At 54.4% G+C, this 18,210-nt stretch carries 16 protein-coding genes and 1 riboswitch; of the genes, 6 read left to right on the top strand and 10 right to left on the bottom strand.

Annotation, left to right across the window (positions count from 1 at the left end; genetic code table 11):
• Positions 1–2: 2 nt before the first annotated feature.
• A complete protein-coding gene (locus LF929_RS16530) occupies positions 3–1,220 on the bottom strand; it encodes an efflux RND transporter periplasmic adaptor subunit (RefSeq protein WP_226093005.1) in 1,218 nt (405 codons plus the stop codon).
• A gap of 227 nt (positions 1,221–1,447) precedes the next feature.
• On the opposite strand from LF929_RS16530, the gene LF929_RS16525 reads away from it, so the two are divergent.
• Together LF929_RS16525 and LF929_RS16520 are read left to right on the top strand one after the other, a co-directional pair.
• On the top strand, positions 1,448–2,128 hold the full coding sequence (locus LF929_RS16525; RefSeq protein WP_038907166.1) for a response regulator transcription factor: 681 nt from the start codon (positions 1,448–1,450) through the stop codon (positions 2,126–2,128).
• Positions 2,129–2,130: 2 nt separating this feature from the next.
• Entirely contained in the window at positions 2,131–3,549 is a 1,419-nt protein-coding gene (locus tag LF929_RS16520) for an ATP-binding protein (RefSeq protein ID WP_038909482.1), read from the top strand.
• A gap of 95 nt (positions 3,550–3,644) precedes the next feature.
• Here LF929_RS16520 and crr read toward each other — a convergent pair whose 3' ends face one another.
• The 5 genes from crr to cysZ all read right to left on the bottom strand — a co-directional run bounded on the left by crr (position 3,645) and on the right by cysZ (position 8,556).
• On the bottom strand, positions 3,645–4,154 hold the full coding sequence (crr, locus tag LF929_RS16515; protein ID WP_012883547.1) for a PTS glucose transporter subunit IIA: 510 nt from the start codon (positions 4,152–4,154) through the stop codon (positions 3,645–3,647).
• Between the two features lie 41 nt (positions 4,155–4,195).
• Positions 4,196–5,923: a phosphoenolpyruvate-protein phosphotransferase PtsI gene (gene ptsI / locus LF929_RS16510; protein ID WP_038903447.1), complete on the bottom strand. Its 1,728-nt coding sequence runs from the start codon at positions 5,921–5,923 to the stop codon at positions 4,196–4,198.
• Between the two features lie 47 nt (positions 5,924–5,970).
• The gene (gene ptsH, locus LF929_RS16505) at positions 5,971–6,228 is read right to left on the bottom strand and encodes a phosphocarrier protein Hpr (protein ID WP_012883549.1); all 258 of its coding nucleotides are present in this window, start codon (positions 6,226–6,228) and stop codon (positions 5,971–5,973) included.
• A 398-nt stretch (positions 6,229–6,626) separates the two neighbouring features.
• Positions 6,627–7,595 carry a cysteine synthase A gene (cysK, locus tag LF929_RS16500; protein ID WP_012883550.1) on the bottom strand — a complete coding sequence of 323 codons (969 nt, stop codon included), beginning with the start codon at positions 7,593–7,595 and terminating at the stop codon, positions 6,627–6,629.
• A gap of 190 nt (positions 7,596–7,785) precedes the next feature.
• Complete coding sequence (gene cysZ, locus LF929_RS16495) at positions 7,786–8,556, bottom strand: sulfate transporter CysZ (protein WP_038903448.1); 771 nt, start codon at positions 8,554–8,556, stop codon at positions 7,786–7,788.
• Between the two features lie 222 nt (positions 8,557–8,778).
• Here cysZ and zipA point away from each other — a divergent pair, with 222 nt between their 5' ends.
• Both zipA and yjeH read left to right on the top strand, forming a co-directional pair.
• A complete protein-coding gene (gene zipA / locus LF929_RS16490) occupies positions 8,779–9,723 on the top strand; it encodes a cell division protein ZipA (protein ID WP_038903449.1) in 945 nt (314 codons plus the stop codon).
• 252 nt (positions 9,724–9,975) lie between these two features.
• Positions 9,976–11,238: an L-methionine/branched-chain amino acid transporter gene (gene yjeH, locus LF929_RS16485; RefSeq protein WP_038907168.1), complete on the top strand. Its 1,263-nt coding sequence runs from the start codon at positions 9,976–9,978 to the stop codon at positions 11,236–11,238.
• Positions 11,239–11,285: 47 nt separating this feature from the next.
• Here yjeH and LF929_RS16480 read toward each other — a convergent pair whose 3' ends face one another.
• Positions 11,286–11,573, bottom strand: coding sequence for an accessory factor UbiK family protein (locus LF929_RS16480; protein ID WP_226093004.1), 288 nt, complete (start codon positions 11,571–11,573; stop codon positions 11,286–11,288).
• A gap of 160 nt (positions 11,574–11,733) precedes the next feature.
• Positions 11,734–11,896, top strand: a riboswitch (FMN riboswitch).
• Positions 11,897–12,022: 126 nt separating this feature from the next.
• Here LF929_RS16480 and ribB point away from each other — a divergent pair.
• Positions 12,023–12,676, top strand: coding sequence for a 3,4-dihydroxy-2-butanone-4-phosphate synthase (gene ribB, locus LF929_RS16475; RefSeq protein WP_038903452.1), 654 nt, complete (start codon positions 12,023–12,025; stop codon positions 12,674–12,676).
• Between the two features lie 134 nt (positions 12,677–12,810).
• Here ribB and tehB read toward each other — a convergent pair whose 3' ends face one another.
• The 3 genes from tehB to norV form a co-directional block, all read right to left on the bottom strand.
• Positions 12,811–13,674, bottom strand: coding sequence for an SAM-dependent methyltransferase TehB (tehB, locus tag LF929_RS16470; protein WP_226093003.1), 864 nt, complete (start codon positions 13,672–13,674; stop codon positions 12,811–12,813).
• A 121-nt stretch (positions 13,675–13,795) separates the two neighbouring features.
• On the bottom strand, positions 13,796–14,962 hold the full coding sequence (gene norW, locus LF929_RS16465; RefSeq protein ID WP_226093024.1) for an NADH:flavorubredoxin reductase NorW: 1,167 nt from the start codon (positions 14,960–14,962) through the stop codon (positions 13,796–13,798).
• A gap of 39 nt (positions 14,963–15,001) precedes the next feature.
• Positions 15,002–16,486: an anaerobic nitric oxide reductase flavorubredoxin gene (gene norV, locus LF929_RS16460; protein ID WP_210175243.1), complete on the bottom strand. Its 1,485-nt coding sequence runs from the start codon at positions 16,484–16,486 to the stop codon at positions 15,002–15,004.
• Positions 16,487–16,648: 162 nt separating this feature from the next.
• On the opposite strand from norV, the gene norR reads away from it, so the two are divergent.
• The gene (norR, locus tag LF929_RS16455) at positions 16,649–18,178 is read left to right on the top strand and encodes a nitric oxide reductase transcriptional regulator NorR (protein ID WP_226093002.1); all 1,530 of its coding nucleotides are present in this window, start codon (positions 16,649–16,651) and stop codon (positions 18,176–18,178) included.
• The last annotated feature ends 32 nt before the right edge of the window (positions 18,179–18,210 follow it).

Below are 18,210 nucleotides of genomic sequence, written 5' to 3'. Positions count from 1 at the left end.
GTTTAAAACCCCATCGGCGGCGGCGGTGACGAGGTACGGTTACTGTCGCTGGCTAACTGCTGGCTTATCACGACCTCTTCACCGGGTTGTACGCCGGACAGCAACTGGATATACGCGCTGTCGCTGATGCCGGGTGTCACTTCGCGCCATTGTGGTGGGCTTTGTGGCCGAACGACCTGAACAAACCATTTACCCTGGCGGTTCTGCAACGCACTGATAGGCACTACAGTGGCGTGTTTCGCTTCGGATAAGAGAATGTAGACCTGTGCAGTCATGGAAATACGCAACGTTTCATCCGGGTTGGCGACATCGAATAACCCGTTGTAGTAGATGGCGGAACTGGAGGAACTGCTGCTGGTGCTACTGCTGCTGGTTCGGCTACTGCTGGTCGTGCTGCTATCGCTGCTGATGGATTCTGGCGCGGGTTCAATTGCACGTAGCACCGCCTGATAGCGCTGACGCGGATTGCCGAGGATTGTGAACCAGACCGGCATGCCGGTCTTGACGTTGATAACGTCAGCTTCTGATATTTTGGCCTCGATAGTCATGGTGTCGAGGCTGGCTATTTTGGCGATGGTCGGTGCGCTTTGCACGGCGTTAACGGTCTGCCCTTGTTCGACGGGTAGCGCCACCACCGTGCCCGCTATCGGCGAGACGATTTTGGTATAAGCCAGATTGACCTGTGCGGTATTCACGGCGATCTTCGCCCGCACGATCTGCGCCTCCAGCGCGTGAATATCGGCCTCGGTGGCTTCCAGTGTTGTCTGGGCACTGTCGTAGTCTGCCTGCACCCCAACGCCGGTTTGCATCAGGCGTTGCTGACGTTGCCAGTTACGCTGGTTGTTGCGTAGCGTTGCCAGTTTGGAGGCCAGTTGCGCCTGAATATTATCCAGCGCCGCTTTGCTGTCTTGCAGGGTGTTTTGTTGCGTCAGATCGTCGATGTCGGCCAGCAACTGGCCCTGTTTTACCTTATCGCCTAGCGCAACGTGCAAGGCTTTAATCTGCCCGGAAACCTGTGCGCCAACGCTGACCAGCTTGCGGGCATTCACCGTGCCGTCGGCGAGTACCGTTTGTTGCAGGTCACGAATATCTACCGCCGCCGTAATATAATTTTTCGCAGGCGCGGGTCTTAACAGAGGCATGGCGACGAAGAGCGCGATGGTGACAGGTAACAATAATAGCCACCAGACACGGCGGCCGGTGCAAAGAGGGTATTTCATCAAAACGAACGCATCCTTGACTGAATAAATTGCCGATACAACCAACGTGGGCAGCACACGTGGCGTATCACTGACGAGTAAAATCAGGGCTGGGTATAATTTACCTGTCCTTCGGCTTTACAGGCGTTATGTTTTGAACGGCAAAAGGTAAGGATTCCGTAAATACTGCTGCGCAGATTGCGACCAGCCCTGACAATAAGGGCGGTAACAATGCATGGGAAGAACGTATGAAAATTTTACTGGTAGACGATGACGCTGAACTGGGGAACATGTTGTGTGAATACCTCACGGCGGAGGGGTTTAGTACTTCACAGGTCATGACCGGCAAGGAAGGGATAGACGGCGCCATGTCCAGTCAGTATACCGCGATGATTTTGGACATCATGTTGCCTGACATGAGCGGGATTGACGTGCTGCGGCAAGTACGTCGGAATCACGCGATTCCCATCATTATGCTGACGGCCAAAGGCGACAATATCGATCGCGTCATTGGGCTGGAAATGGGGGCGGATGACTATGTGCCGAAACCTTGTTATCCGCGGGAACTGGTGGCGCGTTTGCGCGCGGTGTTACGCCGTTATGAAGATAAGTCGGAAAAAAGCGAAGACGCCGGGACAGTGAGCTATGGCGACCTGGTGGTGTGCCCGTCTACACGCAGCAGCGAGTGGCGTGGCAAGGTGTTTGATCTCACCGCGTCGGAATTCAACCTGCTGGAACTGCTGATGCGTTCGTCGAGCCGGGTCGTGACCAAGGATGAACTGTCGGAGAAATGTCTGGGGCGTCGCCGTGAGGCTTATGACCGCAGTGTGGATGTCCACATCAGTAATATTCGTCAGAAACTGGCCGCGCTGGATGAGTGTAACCTGACCATCGAGACCGTGCGCAGCGTTGGCTATCGGATCCGTTAATGATGCATGGAAGGCTGTTCTGGAAGATCCTGCTGGGACTGTGGCTGACGTTCTTCGTCATTTCGCAGCTATTGTGGGTGGGGTTCTCATTTTACGGCGAGCGCCCCGAGCCACCGGAAATGCGTCAGGTCAAATATACCGCGTCGTTTCAAATGGCACTGGCGGCACAGGCGTTGCGTCAGGGGGGAATGGCTGAACTGGGGCAAACGCTGGCCGACTGGCCGAAGAACGAGCGTGTTTATATCAATGTGTCGGTTGTCGGTGATAACGACACGGGCAATCTCGATCCCTTGACGGGCACGGGAATGCCGGATGAGCCACCGCACCCCGGCAGAGTGGGCTTTGGGCCTCCGCCAGAGCCAGGACGCTTCCCAGACCGGGCGGATCAGACATTGCAGCAGGCTGTGGAAGGCCCTGACGGGCAGCGTTACCGGGTCAGTTTTGATATTGCGCGCTGGCGGCGTGATGTGATGCCGAAGGAACCCCCGGCGTCGCTGCCGTTTTTCCTGCATTTGCCACTACCGATGATCTGGATTGGCGCACTGGGCGGGTTGCTGTTTAGCGCGATGCTGGCATGGAATCTGGCGCGTCCGCTTGGACGGTTGCGGGCGAGCTTCGAGCAGGTGGCGCAGGGTGACCTGTCGGTACGCCTTTATCCATCGATGCGGCGGCGCCATGATGAGATTGGCGATGTGGCTCGTGACTTTGACGCGATGGTCAGCCGTTTGTCGATACTGGTGAGTGCGCGCGAGCAACTGCTGCACGACGTTTCCCATGAGTTGCGCTCGCCGCTGGCCCGATTACAACTGGCGATAGGGCTGGCGCGCCAGAACCCCGACAACGTGGAAAACGCGTTACAGCGTATGGAGCGTGAAGCCGAGCGCATGGATAAGATGATAGGCGAGGTGTTGACGCTCTCCCGTGCTGAGAATCATATGGCTAATAGCCATGCCGTCAATAGTGACGAGTATTTTGACCTGCTCGGATTAGTGAGCGCGGTGGTCAACGATGCCCGCTATGAAGCGCAGGTGCCAGGGGTCGATATTGCGTTAAGCCCCGGCGAATACGACGATTATACCGTTAAGGGCTCGGCGGAATTGATGCGGCATGCATTGGATAACATCATCCGTAATGCTTTGCGTTTCTCGTCACGTGGTCAGCAGGTGCTGGTAACCTTGTCTCGCGACGAGAAAGAGTGGTGTATCGGTGTGGCCGATAGCGGCCCGGGCGTGGATGCGAGCAAGCTCTCCAGCATTTTCGACCCGTTTATGCGTATCGATTCGCCGCAGTCGGGCAAAGGGTATGGGCTGGGACTGGCGATCGCCCGCAAGGCGGTGGTGGCGCATGGCGGCCGGATTGAGGCGGAGAATCGTCAGCAGGGCGGATTACAGATCCATATTTGCATTCCACGCTGGCAGTAAGCGCTGTGTGGTGCATAAGCTAGCTGGCGAGAGAAAAGATTGAGCGATAAATCAAAACGGCACCCGAAGGTGCCGTTTTTCATGAGGATGTGCGGTTATTTCTTGATACGAATAACCGGGGTTTCCCCCACAACCACGGTACCGCTCAGCTTAGTCAGTTCTTTAATCTCATCCATGTTAGAGATAACAACTGGCGTCAGAGTGGACTTGGCTTTCTCTTCCAGCAACGGCAGATCAAACTCGATCACGACGTCACCTTTCTTGACACGCTGTCCTTCTTCGGCGATGCGTTTAAAGCCTTCGCCTTTCAGTTCAACGGTATCAATACCGAAGTGAACGAACAGTTCGATACCCGTGTCTGATTCAATAGAAAAAGCATGGTTGGTTTCGAAGATTTTACCGATGGTGCCATCGACCGGCGCAACCATCTTGTTACCGCTAGGTTTGATAGCGATACCATCGCCGACGATCTTCTCAGCGAAGACAACATCAGGCACGTCTTCGATATTGACGATTTCACCGGATAACGGGGCAATGATTTCGATGCTGCCGGTTTCTTTCTTATCATCAGAAACCAGAGATTTCAGTTTATCGAACAAACCCATGATTTTCTCCTAAGCATTAATATTGGGTCAGCACAGCGGTATCAGCAAAGCGTCTTTTCTTTAATGAACCGGCTTACCAGACTGCTTAACTCTTCTGCTGTCGGCTGGGCTAATGCCTGCTCCGCCAGCGCTTTCGCATCTTCGTAGTTGGCATTGCGAATAATTTTCTTGATGCGAGGAATCGAGATGGCACTCATGCTGAACTCATCCAGACCCATTCCCAGCAGCAGTAGTGTAGCACGTTCGTCACCTGCTAGTTCACCGCACATGCCAGTCCACTTGCCTTCGGCATGGGAAGCGTCGATTACCTGCTTAATCAGGGTCAACACGGCCGGAGACATCGGGTTATAGAGATGAGAAATCAGCTCGTTCCCACGATCTACCGCCAGAGTATACTGGGTTAAGTCATTTGTCCCAATACTAAAGAAGTCAACTTCCTTCGCCAGGTGATGGGCGATGGCCGCCGCGGCCGGGGTTTCCACCATCACACCGACTTCGATGGTTTCATCAAATACTTTGTTTTCAGCACGCAACTGGGCTTTGAGCATCTCCAGTTCGGCTTTCAGTGTACGCACTTCTTCTACCGAAATGATCATCGGGAACATGATGCGCAATTTACCAAACGCGGAGGCACGCAGAATGGCGCGCAGCTGTGCATGCAGGATTTCCTTGCGATCCAGACAGATACGAATCGCACGCCAGCCGAGGAACGGGTTCTCTTCTTTCGGCAAATTCATGTACGGCAGGTCTTTGTCACCACCGATATCCATGGTACGCACGATCACGGCCTGAGCGCCCATTGCTTCGGCGACGGCTTTGTACGCCTGGAACTGCTCTTCTTCGGTCGGCAGCGCATCGCGGTCCATAAACAGGAATTCGGTGCGATACAGACCCACGCCTTCGGCGCCGTTACGTTCAGCTCCTGCGATGTCGCGTACCGTACCGATGTTCGCGCACACTTCGACCTGATGACCATCCAGCGAGATGGCCGGCAGATCTTTGAGTTTGGCGAGCTCGTATTTTTCGGTGTTGTACTGCTCCTGAACAGCCTTGAGCTGGTCAATGGTGGCCTGATCAGGATTCAGGTAAATCTTGTTGTTGACCCCATCGAGAATAACGAAATCGCCATTCTTGATTTTCTGGGTAGCGTCGGTTGTCCCTACGATGGCAGGCAGTTCCAGCGAGCGCGCCATGATGGAGGTGTGGGAAGTACGGCCGCCGATATCGGTAATGAAACCCAGCACTTTTTTCAGGTTCAACTGTGCGGTTTCAGACGGGGTCAGATCTTTGGCTATCAGGATCGCTTCGTCCTGAATGTCACCCAGATCAACGATATGCATGCCCAGGATGTTTTTCAGCAGGCGCTTGCCGATATCGCGCATGTCTGCAGCGCGCTCTTTCAGGTATTCGTCATCGAGTTCTTCCAGCGCTTTCGCCTGGGTTTCGATGACGGAAAACGCCGCTGCGTCCGCAGACGCATGCTCGTCTTTAATCAGGGAAATGATTTCCTGCTCGAACTCTTCATCTTCCAACAGCATGATATGCCCTTCGAAGATGGCTTCTTTCTCTGGCCCCAACGTCTCGGCGGCTTTTTGCTTGATGGCCTCCAACTGTTGCGACGCTTTGGCGCGACCGGTCAGGAAGAGTTCGATTTCCTGCTCGACCTGGTCTGCGGAGATTTTTTTCCGGTTGATGACAATCTCATCATCTTTCAGTAGCAGCGCCTTACCAAAAGCGATACCCGGTGATACTAATATGCCTGAAATCATAACCCTACCTTACTTAATCCTGATGTTCACTAAAGAGAGCGGGCCGTTTACTCAAGCTCAGCCATCAGTTTAACCAGATGTTCAACCGCTTGCTGTTCGTCTTCGCCTTCAGCTGAAATCGTGACAACCGTACCCTGAGTCAGACCCAGAGTCTGCAACTTGAACAGGCTTTTCGCGCTCGCGCTTTTGCCGTTAGAGGTGACGTTGATTTCAGAGGTAAAACCTTTAGCTTCCTTCACGAACTGTGCGGCAGGACGAGTGTGCAGGCCATTCGGTGCGGTAATCGTTACTTCTTGCTTGAACATTCTGTTTTCCCCAACTTGTTGGATTAGGTTCATGTTGCGGAACTAAAGTTTAGTGTATCTACTGAACTTTAGCCTGTTTGGTTGCCCTGAATGGGTCAGGGCAGGCCGGGATGCGGTTAAGGGAAACGGAATGCGCTTACCCCTGGCTCAAATCGGCAATGCTCCTTGCTCTTGCGTTGATGAAGCGTCCGGCCTTGCTGCTTCATGTCACAAGAGTGATATCCGTATGTGGAGCGTCGACAGATATTAATTTTACGCATCAAAATAATTGTCCGGTTAAATACTAAACCTGACGATGAAAAGCAATCTGCAAGTAGCAGAAAGTTTGAACTCTGCCACAAAAAAGCACCCCGCAGGGTGCTTTTTTAACTTTTAAATCACATTTTTGAGTGCCGGAATTACTGCTGCAATTCCTGTTCGGTGAACAAATCGGCAAATAACGCGGTACTGAGGTAACGCTCGCCGGAGGACGGCAGAATCACCACGATGGTTTTGTTGGCGAATTCTTCTTCTTTTAACAGGTTAAGTGCAGCCGCCACCGCCGCACCGGAAGAAATCCCGGCCAGAATGCCTTCTTCTTCCATCAAACGACGGGCCGTGGTGATGGCCTCTTCGTTGGTAATGCGTTCAACTCGGTCGACCAGTTTCAGGTCCAGGTTGGCAGGAATGAAACCGGCACCGATCCCCTGAATCTTGTGCGGGCCGGGTTTGATTTCTTCACCGGCCAGCGCCTGGGTGATAACCGGAGAGTCTGTCGGTTCGACGGCCACAGAAATGATCGCTTTGCCTTTGGTTTGCTTGATATAGCGGCTGACGCCCGTCAGCGTACCACCTGTACCTACACCAGCAATGAACACGTCGACTTCGCCGTCGGTGTCTTCCCAGATTTCCGGGCCAGTGGTTTTCTCATGAATTTCCGGGTTGGCCGGGTTGCTGAACTGCTGCAGCAGCAGGTAATGCTCCGGGTCGCTGGCCACAATCTCTTCGGCTTTGGCGATAGCGCCTTTCATGCCTTTGGCACCTTCGGTCAGCACCAGATTGGCACCCAGCGCTTTGAGCAGCTTACGGCGCTCCAGACTCATGGTTTCCGGCATGGTCAGTGTCAGTTTGTAGCCGCGTGCTGCCGCCACATACGCCAGTGCGATACCGGTGTTACCGCTGGTCGGCTCTACGAGTTCGACACCGGGCTTCAATACGCCGCGTTTTTCGGCATCCCAAATCAGGTTGGCACCGATACGGCATTTGACGCTGAAGCTCGGGTTACGTGACTCCACCTTAGCCAGAATACGCCCATTACCAATGCGATTCAGACGAACCAGCGGCGTATGGCCGATAGTGAAAGAATTGTCTTCGTAGATCTTACTCATAGCCCGTCCTTAATAACTGTATGAAATTTTTGCGAACCTCAGAGAGAATACTCGTTCGGGAAAGCCAGTGAAGTAAAGAATCGCTATATCGATATGTTCTGAGGAAATATATTTTCATTAATATCCAGTTATAGAACAGGGTAGCGTCACTGGCTCTCCTTTCTGTGTCGGTGTCAGTTCTGTGTCGGTATCAGTGCCGAGGCAATGTGCTGGAAAGGTGGCGGTAACGATCGACCCACAAGGCGGTCGCGCCGCAGACAGCAACCGGCATGATCAACAAGTTTAGCACTGGCACCATCGTGAACAGGCTGACCAGCGCGCCGAATTGCAGATTTGCCAGCTTGTTTTGCCGCAACGCCTTTCGCATGGTGGCAAAACCGACTTTGTGGTTATCGAACGGATAATCGCAATATTGGATTGCCAACATCCAGGCACCAAACAAAAACCACATCACAGGAACGACGGTCTGACCGATGCCGGGTACGAAATACAGCAGCAGTAACACCAGCAGACGGGGTAAATAATAGGCCAGTTTTTGCAGCTCGCGTCGCATGATGCGGGGCACGTCTTTGGCAATATCGAGTATTCCGCTGGCGGGCAGCGGCTGGCCGGTCAGCCGGGCTTCCAGTTGCTCCGCCAGCAGGCCGTTGAACGGTGCGGCGATCAGGTTGGTCAGGGTGCTAAAGAAATAGCTGAAAACCAGCAAGACGGAAAGTGTCACCAGCGGCCAGAGCAGGTAGCTAAGCCACTGTAGCCACTCTGGCACATGGGTCATTAGCTGTGGGACCCAGGTGCCAAGCTGGCGAAACAGCCACCAAAAAGCACCACCCATCAGCAGGATATTCACCAGCATGGGAAGAATGACAAAACGACGGATACCGGGCAGAGAAAGCAGTTGCCAGCCTTTCAGAAAATAATGCAGGCCGCTGTGTTTGGGATCAAGGTGTTGCGTGTAGGACATGGGGTGGTTCTCACCTTATGGTAGGCAGGTTACGGCATCATATCGGGATGAATTTCGGCTGGCTAGCTGCGATTTGCCTGAAAAAACGGCAAAAAAATGCCCGCAGTCGATCTTTATTATCATAAACTAGTGTACAGACTTGCACTTGAGTACACAGGCAAATACAGTTAGAGGTATGTGTATTTGCCGTAGTGGCAATGTATTGGAATAACTGGGATAGCAATGATGCAGGACCTGCGTCTGATCTTGATTGTCGTTGGCGCGATCGCAATTATAGCACTGTTACTGCATGGTCTTTGGACAAGCCGTAAGGAGCGCTCGTCCCTTTTCCGCGATCGTCCGGTAAAGCGCCTGAAGCCAAAGCGTGATGATGCCCCGCTGGAGGAGCTTGACGACGGGGTGGGTGAAGTGCGGGTAACGTCTTCTCGCCGTCAGCAAAATACGCCGTCCGGCAACGCGGCGGGTGATCGTTTTGAGACGACCTTCCGCCAGGAGCCGACCGTCTACGATCCGCTGCTGGATGAAGTTGAGCCGCCAGCGCCGTCGCATCAGTCTGCTGCCCCGTATGCCGAACCGCAGCCTCGCTATCAGCAGCCAGCTTCCCAACCCCAGCCGACAGAACCGGTGCAACGCGTTGCGGAGCAGAGAGCGGAAGAGCCGGTAGCTGACGTCAACCATCACCCTCATGCTGAACCGGTGTCTGAAGCGCCGGTAGCTTCACCGCCGATGCCGCAACAAGAAGTGGTGCTGGTTTTGCACGTAGCGGCTCATCAGGGCGGCGTGATTGGTGGTGAAGTGCTGTTGCAAAGCGTGTTGCAGGCAGGTTTCCAGTTTGGCGAAATGAACATCTTCCATCGTCATGTCAACCCGGCTGGCAGTGGGCCGGTGTTATTCAGCCTGGCTAACATGGTCAAACCCGGTTCGTTCAATGTGGACGCGATGTCTGAATTTACCACGCCGGGCGTGTCGATTTTCATGATGGTGCCGTCTTATGGCGATGCCAGTCAGAACTTCAAGCTGATGCTGCAGTCCGCTCAGCGTATTGCTGACGATGTGGGCGGCGTGGTGCTGGATGACGAACGTCGTCTGATGACACCGCAGAAAGTGGAAGCCTATAAAGCCCGTATCCGCGATGTGCTCAAAGCGAACAGTGCGCAGAGCGAATAATGGCAGTGTGTTGTGATATCAGCGCTTATCAGAAGCCTCCGTTTACGGGGGCTTCTTGCTTTTATCGCGTGTTACATCCATCGCGTGTTACATCCATCGCGTATGACTTTCATCAGGTATGACTTTCATCGGGTAATTAATTTCATCGCGCGGTTTTTCCGTGCTATCTCCATCGCGTCGTTTCCGTAACGAGCGCGTTTCGTATGGCAGTGTCGGCCGGTGAACCTACCGGTTGGCAATAAGGTGCAGACAGTGAGCGGCAATAATACGTTAAAACAGGAGTTGGGACTGGTTCAGGGGATTGGGTTGTTATCGACCTCGTTGTTAGGAACCGGCGTGTTTGCTGTGCCTGCTCTGGTGGCTGAGCAGTCGCAAGGTGCTAGCTTGTGGGCCTGGCCGCTATTGATTGCCCTGGTGTTTCCGATTGCGATTGCCTTTGCCTCGCTGGGAAGGCACTTCCCGAATGCCGGTGGGGCGGCGCATTTTGTGAAGCTGGCGTTTGGGCCGCGGCTGGCGCGGGTGACTGGATGGTTGTTCCTGTCGGTGATCCCTGTGGGGTTGCCAGCGGCAATGCAGATTGCGGCTGGGTTCTGGCAGGCTGCTTTTGGGGTGAGTGCTGACGGGTTACTGCTGGTGCAATTGCTGACGCTGGCGGCGATTTGGCTACTGGGAATACGCAGTGCGGGTTCCAGCGCCACCATTCAGACACTGATTGCTTTACTGGTGGTGCTGCTGGTGGCGGCAATCTGGTGGAAAGGGCAGATTGCGCCGTCTCAGATTCCGTGGCCTGCGCTTACGCAGGTTCACGGCGCACAGATGCTGGATGCGCTGGCGGTGATGTTCTGGTGTTTCGTCGGGCTGGAAGCCTTTGCGCATCTGGCAACGGAATTCAAATCACCCGAGCGTGATTTCCCGCGGGCGCTGCTGATAGGCATGTTGCTGGCCGGTGCCGTTTATTGGGGATGTACTGTCGCCGTTTTGCATTTCGGGGCTTACGGTCCCCATCAGGCTGCCACCGCATCGCTGCCTGGCATAGTGGTGCGGTTGTTTGGCGAGCATGCTTTGTGGCTGGCTTGCATTGTCGGCTATCTAGCCTGTTTCGCCAGCGTGAATATTTATACCCAGGGTTTTGCCCGTCTGGTGTGGTCGCAGGCCCCGGAGGGAAGCCGACTGGCGCGTTTATCCACCGCACGTGCGCCGGTGAACGCGTTATCGCTGGTGGTGGCCTGCTGCCTGCTCTGTTGCCTGTTGATTTACTGGCTGCAACTGCCGTTATCTGAGCTGATCGTTTACGCCAACGGCATTTTTATTTTGATTTATCTGCTGTGTATGCTGGCGGGGTGGCGGCTGTTGCATGGCCGTTCCCGTGTGATGGCAAGCATCGGGAGCGTACTGTGCGTGGCGTTGCTGCTGACACTCGGCTGGAAATCGCTGTATGCGCTAGGGATGCTGACGGTGCTATGGCTGGTGCTACCGGTAAGACGCGCTGACATTGTCACCGAGGTCACTAAGTAAAACCAGACAGGGGCGCAGGCCCCGTCTGGCATGTGCAGACCGCCGCGTTACTGAGCGTCGGCAGGCTGTTGTTGTTCCGCTGTGTCGCGGCCTGCGACTTTCGCTTCCAGCTCGCTCATCCGCTGTTCCAACAGCGCCAGTTTTTCGCGAGTACGCAGCAATACCTGGGTTTGTAAGTCGAATTCTTCACGGCTGACTACATCCAGTTTGCCTAACTGCGATTGTAAGATCTGACGGATTTTCTTCTCCATGTCTTCGCCAAATTCCCGGATGCCTTTTGGCATGGATTCCTGCACCTGACGGGCAATCTGCTCTAATTTCTTCGGGTCAATCATGACACTTTCCTGAACTGTTTGACGAAAGGGTGGATATACATCAAGTGTAATGCCTGACCCGCACGGTATAAACAAAAAGTCATTTTCATTCGATAAATTTTGCGATCCATAAGCGGGGTTAGTGATTGCCCCTCCCTTCGGTTAGCGCTATAGTAATCCTGCTTATTCTCAGGGCGGGGTGTAATTCCCCACCGGCGGTAAACCAGTATGTGGCCTTAAGGTCAACTGGAAGCCCGCGAGCGCTCAGACTGCATGGTTTGAGGTCAGCAGATCCGGTGTAATTCCGGGGCCGACGGTTATAGTCCGGATGGGAGAGAGTAACGGTTTCTGACAGGCTAGCGCCTGCCCGCGTTATTTTTTGCGTTTTTGTCTGTTTACTCAGTACAAAAACGACTCCTCAAGTTCGCCCTGATTCTGGTAATCCATACTAACAATGAGGTTTTTTTACCATGAATCAGACTTTACTTTCCGAATTCGGTACACCTGTCGAACGCGTTGAACGTGCGCTGGATGCATTGCGTCAAGGCCGTGGCGTCATGGTGTTGGATGATGAAGACAGGGAAAATGAAGGTGATATGATTTTCCCCGCCGAAACCATGACCGTTGAGCAAATGGCGCTGACCATTCGTCACGGTAGCGGTATCGTATGCCTGTGTATTACTGAAGAACGCCGTCAGAAGCTGGAACTGCCGATGATGGTGGAAAACAATTCCAGCCATTATCAGACCGCGTTTACCGTGACTATCGAAGCGGCTGAAGGCGTCACTACCGGGGTCTCTGCCGCCGATCGCCTGACAACCATTCGTACCGCGATTGCCGATGATGCCCGTGCGAGCGATCTGAATCGCCCTGGCCATGTGTTCCCGCTGCGTGCGCAGCCGGGCGGCGTGCTGGTGCGTGGTGGTCATACTGAAGCCACAGTGGATTTAATGCGTCTGGCTGGGTTTAAACCGTTCGGCGTGCTGTGCGAACTGACGAATGATGATGGTTCCATGGCGCATGCGCCGGAAGTGATCACTTTCGCAAAACAGCACAATATGCCGGTGCTGACTATCGAAGATCTGGTGGCTTACCGTCAGGCGGCTGAACGTAAAGCCAGCTGATTGTTGCCAGACACTATCACGTCTTTGAAACAGGGCCAGTTTTCCGGCCCTGTTTTTTCAGGTATGTATTTTTTCAGGTAGATGCTTTTTCAGACATAGCCTTTTTCAGGCGCAGGCTTTTTCAGATGCCGGGTTCAGGCTGATTTGCGGGCTAGCAGCGTGGCAAAGCGCAGCTTGATGCGGTTGCCGTCGGCGTCGGTCTTGTGCAGTTCCCCCACATCCTCGTTGTATTTCACTATCTCCCAGTCACGATAATAGTCGTGCAGTTCGTTGTGCCCGAAAGTGAACGAGAACGGCAGAGGGCAGGGGAAGTCGTCGGTAGACATGGCGGCGACAATCAGGTTATAGCCACCGGCAACCGTGTGTTCCTGCATGTTGCTGATAATAGCCGGGACGCAGGAGCGATCCAGAAACATGAATACCACCGTCGACAGGATGAAATCGTACTGATGACGAATATCGGCCTGATTGATGTCGTGGACGAATGCGTCGATCCCGCTGAGTGACTCATCCGCGATTATCTGGTTGAGCTTATCAATGCTCATGGCGTTCTTGTCGCAGGCCGTGACCTCAAAGCCTTTCAGGTTCAGGTAGAGTGCGTTACGTCCGCCGCCACAGCCCAGATCCAGCGCTTTCCCCGGCTGGATATAACGCAGAGCGTTGACAACTTCCGAGTGGGTGCGCGTCAGCTCATATTTTTTGTGGTAGTAATCTTCCGCCGTGCAATAAAAACTGAGCCTGCATTGCAGGTCGTCAGAAAACGCGGCAATGCGGTGCCAGCGTTGCGGTTCAATATAAGGCGGTTGCTGCTGCGGTGAAAACTGTAAGCGTTCTGTGACTTCTCCTTGTTCCGTCAGCAGTTCGAACGTCAGTTCGCCCTGCAGTATTTCCAGTTTTGCCCAGGTGTCTTCTTTGGTGTTGTGTTTTTCCTGGAACTGAGCAGGCAGCGTATTGCTGTTCCATACCGGCATCTGTTTATAACAAATCAGTTCTTGCATAGGGACCTCGTACGTTCTCGTCTTTTCCCATTCTATTAATCACGCAGTAGTGTGACCAGAAATATGTATTATAAATGCATGAAATGGCAAGGCGACCGCCGGGCGGTCGCTGGATACACCATCATGATGACAGTTGTCGTAGCAGTGGGAAGGCCTCTTTCATGCGGTCGCCGCCGACAACAAAGGCCCGCAACTGTTCCCCTGCCATTCCCTTTGCCACGATGCCGCCATGATCGGCGATGAGGTGCCAGGTGAGCGCCGGGTTTTGTGTTTCCCCCGCCAGTTGCAACGGAAACAACGGCGTTTTTACTTTAATCAACATCGCAGGCAGGGTGAGTGGCTGCTCTCCTTGTGGCTGAGGGTGATGGGGTTCCGGGGTGAGGCGTGCGGCAATACTGTTAGCCGCGATGCTGGCGGTTAACTGGATCGGTTGTAAAAAGGGCAGCAGTTTACCGTTAATTTCAGCGCAATCTCCCAACGCGTAAATATGCGGATCAGAGGTGCGTAACTGGCTATCGGTAACGATGCCACGGTTTACCGACAGGCCTGCCGCTGCGGCCAGCTCGGTATTGGCGCGCAGCCCGATGGCGGAGATGACTTCATCTACCACCAGTGTGCGGCCAGACACCAACGTAACGCGCAGGCCAGCCTCGGTTTTTTCCACCTGTTGGAGCTCGGTGCCGAGTAACAGCTCCACCCCTTGTTGCAGCAAGGTGGTTTGCAGGCGTGCGCTGAGTTCGACAGGCAGAAGAGCAGAAAGAAGATGCGATGCCCGATCCGCCACCATGACGTGTTTACCGGCTTGCGCCATATCCATCGCCAGTTCACTGCCGATCAACCCTGCGCCGACTACCAGAATGCGTGTTGCCTGCATCAGGCGAGTTTCCGCCTGACGATACTCCTGCTGGCTATTGAGCGTCAGCATCCATTCACGACCGGGAATCGGTGGGAGCACGGCGCTGGCACCGGTAGCCAGCACCAGTGTGTGGTAATCATACTGCCGGTCACCACAGATGACCTGCCGTCGACTGGCGTTAATCGCGGTGACAGCGGTATGCGCCAACAGGGTAATCCGCTGTTCTTCGGCAAAGTGCGCGGCATGCATGCGTGTCAGGTCGTCGGCACGGCGCTGTTGGCTTAACACATGGCTGAGCTCCGGCTTACTGTAGTCGTCGCCGCTGTCGGCGGTGATCAGGCGAATAGGGCAGTGAGCATGCTGCTTACGCAGGCTTTTAATCAATTGCCGGGCGGCAAAGCCAGCCCCGACAACAATGGTTTCATAAGAAATGGTTTCATCAGAAATGATCTCATCAGACATGGCCGTTCCTTAGTTGATGGGGTTAAACACGTCTTTACCTAAGCTGCATTCGGGGCATAAGAAGGTGTCTGGTACATCAGACCAGGGGGTGCCCGGTGTCACGTCCTGCATCGGTTCACCGATAGCCGGATCGTAAATCCACTGGCATACGCTGCACTGCATGCGCCCGTTATACTGCGGTGCAGCGGTGCTGTTACAGGAGCAAGGGGAGGCGGCGGTTATCTCTGCTGATATGCCGGTATCGGCCGCCACCGGCGTGGGGCTGATATCAGTGGTGACCGGTGAGACGGTTAGCGGATGCAGCGCCCATTGGCGGGCAATTTCACGACCATGTTCCCGGCAAATTGCCAGCGCAGACCCATCCGGACGCCATTTGGTTTTCAGCGACAGCGTGGTCTCGAAACCCGCATCCATCAGCCGGGTCTGGATACGATCAACCGCGCCGCCATTCCAGCCATAGCTACCAAAGGCGGAGGCTTTCTTGTTCTGAAAGCGCAGGCCGGTGATCTCTTCTAACATGGCGGCTACTTTCGGCATCATCACGTTATTCATGGTGGAAGAACCCACCAGCACACCCTTGGAGCGGAATACCTGCGTCAGAATCTCGTTTTTGTCATGACGGGCCACATTGTAGATTTTGACGGCAACACCCGGATCGACATCATGGATCCCTTGGGCGATGGCATCCGCCATCATGCGGGTATTGTTGGACATGGTGTCGTAGAACAGCGTGATGCGATCTTCCTGATAGCTGTCGGCCCAGCGCAAATAGTGGTGAATGATCTGCGCCGGGTCATCGCGCCATACCACGCCGTGGGAGGTGGCGATCATCGATAACGGCAGGTTAAACGCCAGCACTTCGTTGATTTTAGCGGTGACCAGACGGCTGAACGGCGTCAGGATATTGGCGAAGTAGCGTTGGCACTGCTCGAACAGTTCCCCTTGATCGACTTCATCGTTAAACAGGTGTTCATCGCAGTAGTGTTGCCCAAACGCGTCATTACTGAACAAGACTGCATCACCGCTCAGATAGGTCATCATGCTGTCTGGCCAGTGCAACATCGGCGTTTCGATGAACACCAATTGTTTGCCGTTGCCGATATCCAGCGAATCGCCGGTTTTGACGGTGTGGAAATGCCATTCAGGATGATGGTGATGACCGGTAATCGAGTCGATGGCGTTATGGGTGCAGTAAATCGGCGTATTGGGGATATAGGCCATCAGCTCACTCAGTGCCCCGGCGTGATCTTCCTCGGCATGATTGATGACGATGTAGTCGATCTGCGCCAGATCGATCTCCGCCATCAGGTTCTGGACAAAATCGCGGCTGAACTTGTGGTCAACGGTGTCGATCAACACCGTTTTTTCTTCCCGGATCAGGTAGCTGTTATAGCTGCTGCCTTTCAGCGTTTTGTATTCAGTGCCGTGGAAGTCGCGAACTTCCCAATCTCGTTGGCCAACCCAGTGAATGTTATTTTTAACATGAATAGACATCGTCATACTCCAGTGAACGTAGTAAAGGTCGATGCCATGTCATTGCACAGGCCGTGCCATTTTTTATCTTGTTGATTATCAATGATTTTAAAAATAGCCTTTGTCATTATGACAATAACCAGATAATGTCTTTTTGACACTTCTTTGTGAAAAAGACACACCATGACGCTATCGATAGATGCCTTTGCGCACATTGCTATTGAGTTGCAGCAAGGGCTTTCAACCCGCGACCGTTTTCAACGCCTGCTAAATAGCCTGCGCCAATTACTCTGCTGCGATGCCGCCGCGTTGCTGCGTTATGAAAGTCAGTTGCTGCGCCCGCTGGCAACCGATGGGCTGGCACCGGACGTGCTGGGGCGGCGTTTTCGGCTCTCCGAACACCCGCGTCTGGAGGCGATAGCCCGGGCCGGTGATGTGGTGCGGTTCCCGGCGGACAGCCAGCTTCCCGACCCTTACGATGGCCTGATCCCCGGTCAGGAAGCGTTGAAAGTACATGCCTGCGTCGGCCTGCCACTGTTTGCTCACCATTCCCTGATTGGCGTATTGACCATTGACGGGATGGATCCACACCAGTTCGATCATTTTAGTGATGAAGAGCTACGGTTGATTGGTGCGATGGCGTCGGTAGCCCTGAGTAATGCGCTATTGATGGAACAACTGGAGCGCCAGACCGTAGCACCACTGCCGGATGTCGCGCCGATGGCGCAGGCAAGTGCCGACGAGATGGTGGGATTGTCCGCGCCCATGCAGCAATTGAAAAAAGAAGTGGCGATTGTGGCCGATAGCGACCTTAACGTGCTGATCATGGGGGAAACCGGGGTTGGCAAGGAACTGGTGGCGCGGGCCATTCATCAGGGTTCACGGCGTGCAGATCGCCCGCTGGTGTATCTGAATTGTGCCGCGTTGCCGGAGTCAGTGGCGGAAAGCGAACTGTTCGGCCACGTGAAAGGGGCGTTTACCGGCGCGATCCATCATCGTACTGGTAAGTTTGAGCTGGCGGATAACGGTACGCTGTTTCTGGATGAAATCGGCGAGCTGTCGTTGACCTTGCAGGCCAAGCTGCTGCGGGTATTGCAATACGGTGATTTGCAGCGCGTGGGTGACGACAGCAGCCTGAAAGTGAATGTGCGTGTGCTGGCGGCGACTAACCGGGATTTAAAGCAGTCGGTGCAGGAGGGGACGTTCCGTGCCGACCTGTTCCACCGGCTGAGCGTGTTTCCGCTGTCGGTACCGCCGCTGCGTGCGCGTGGTCAGGATATTGCGCTGCTGGCCGGTTTTTTCTGTGAGCGCAGCCGTGCCAGACTCGGGTTGCAACGCCTGTCATTATCGCCGCAAGCGACCCAGTTGCTGGTGCGTTATCCGTGGCCGGGGAACGTGCGCGAGCTGGAACATGTCATCTACCGGGCGACGATTGTGGCGCGGGCAGGCGGCACGAGCGGCGATCTTGTCTTGCGACCGGAACACTTGAATCTGGATGGTGTACTGCCCGATGAGCCTCATCCTGCTAACGCGGAGAATACCGCGCCGTCGTGGCGTGGCGTCAGCCTGCGGGATGCAACAGAGCATTATCAACGACAGGTGATTAGCGATACGCTGGCGCGGCATCAGGGTAACTGGTCGTCCTGTGCCCGCGAGCTGGCGGTAGACAGCGGTAATTTACACCGTATGGCAAAACGGCTGGGGATAAAATAACAAACCCCGGCATGGCCGGGGTTTGAAGGACA

This window comes from Dickeya oryzae, assembly GCF_020406815.2.
Taxonomy (GTDB): domain Bacteria; phylum Pseudomonadota; class Gammaproteobacteria; order Enterobacterales; family Enterobacteriaceae; genus Dickeya; species Dickeya oryzae.
Note: the sequence above shows the minus strand (reverse complement) of the source record. Positions and strands in the feature narration are given on the sequence as shown.

Excerpts from the sequence above, each read along its gene's own strand:
- ribB (WP_038903452.1), top strand. The coding sequence starts at position 12,023 with ATGAATCAGACTTTACTTTCCGAATTCGGTACACCTGTCGAACGCGTT.
- zipA (WP_038903449.1), top strand. The coding sequence starts at position 8,779 with ATGATGCAGGACCTGCGTCTGATCTTGATTGTCGTTGGCGCGATCGCA.
- ptsH (WP_012883549.1), bottom strand. The coding sequence starts at position 6,228 with ATGTTCAAGCAAGAAGTAACGATTACCGCACCGAATGGCCTGCACACT.
- LF929_RS16520 (WP_038909482.1), top strand. The coding sequence starts at position 2,131 with ATGCATGGAAGGCTGTTCTGGAAGATCCTGCTGGGACTGTGGCTGACG.
- ptsI (WP_038903447.1), bottom strand. The coding sequence starts at position 5,923 with ATGATTTCAGGCATATTAGTATCACCGGGTATCGCTTTTGGTAAGGCG.
- LF929_RS16480 (WP_226093004.1), bottom strand. The coding sequence starts at position 11,573 with ATGATTGACCCGAAGAAATTAGAGCAGATTGCCCGTCAGGTGCAGGAA.
- LF929_RS16525 (WP_038907166.1), top strand. The coding sequence starts at position 1,448 with ATGAAAATTTTACTGGTAGACGATGACGCTGAACTGGGGAACATGTTG.
- norR (WP_226093002.1), top strand. The coding sequence starts at position 16,649 with ATGACGCTATCGATAGATGCCTTTGCGCACATTGCTATTGAGTTGCAG.
- tehB (WP_226093003.1), bottom strand. The coding sequence starts at position 13,674 with ATGCAAGAACTGATTTGTTATAAACAGATGCCGGTATGGAACAGCAAT.
- cysZ (WP_038903448.1), bottom strand. The coding sequence starts at position 8,556 with ATGTCCTACACGCAACACCTTGATCCCAAACACAGCGGCCTGCATTAT.
- norV (WP_210175243.1), bottom strand. The coding sequence starts at position 16,486 with ATGTCTATTCATGTTAAAAATAACATTCACTGGGTTGGCCAACGAGAT.
- LF929_RS16530 (WP_226093005.1), bottom strand. The coding sequence starts at position 1,220 with ATGAAATACCCTCTTTGCACCGGCCGCCGTGTCTGGTGGCTATTATTG.
- cysK (WP_012883550.1), bottom strand. The coding sequence starts at position 7,595 with ATGAGTAAGATCTACGAAGACAATTCTTTCACTATCGGCCATACGCCG.
- crr (WP_012883547.1), bottom strand. The coding sequence starts at position 4,154 with ATGGGTTTGTTCGATAAACTGAAATCTCTGGTTTCTGATGATAAGAAA.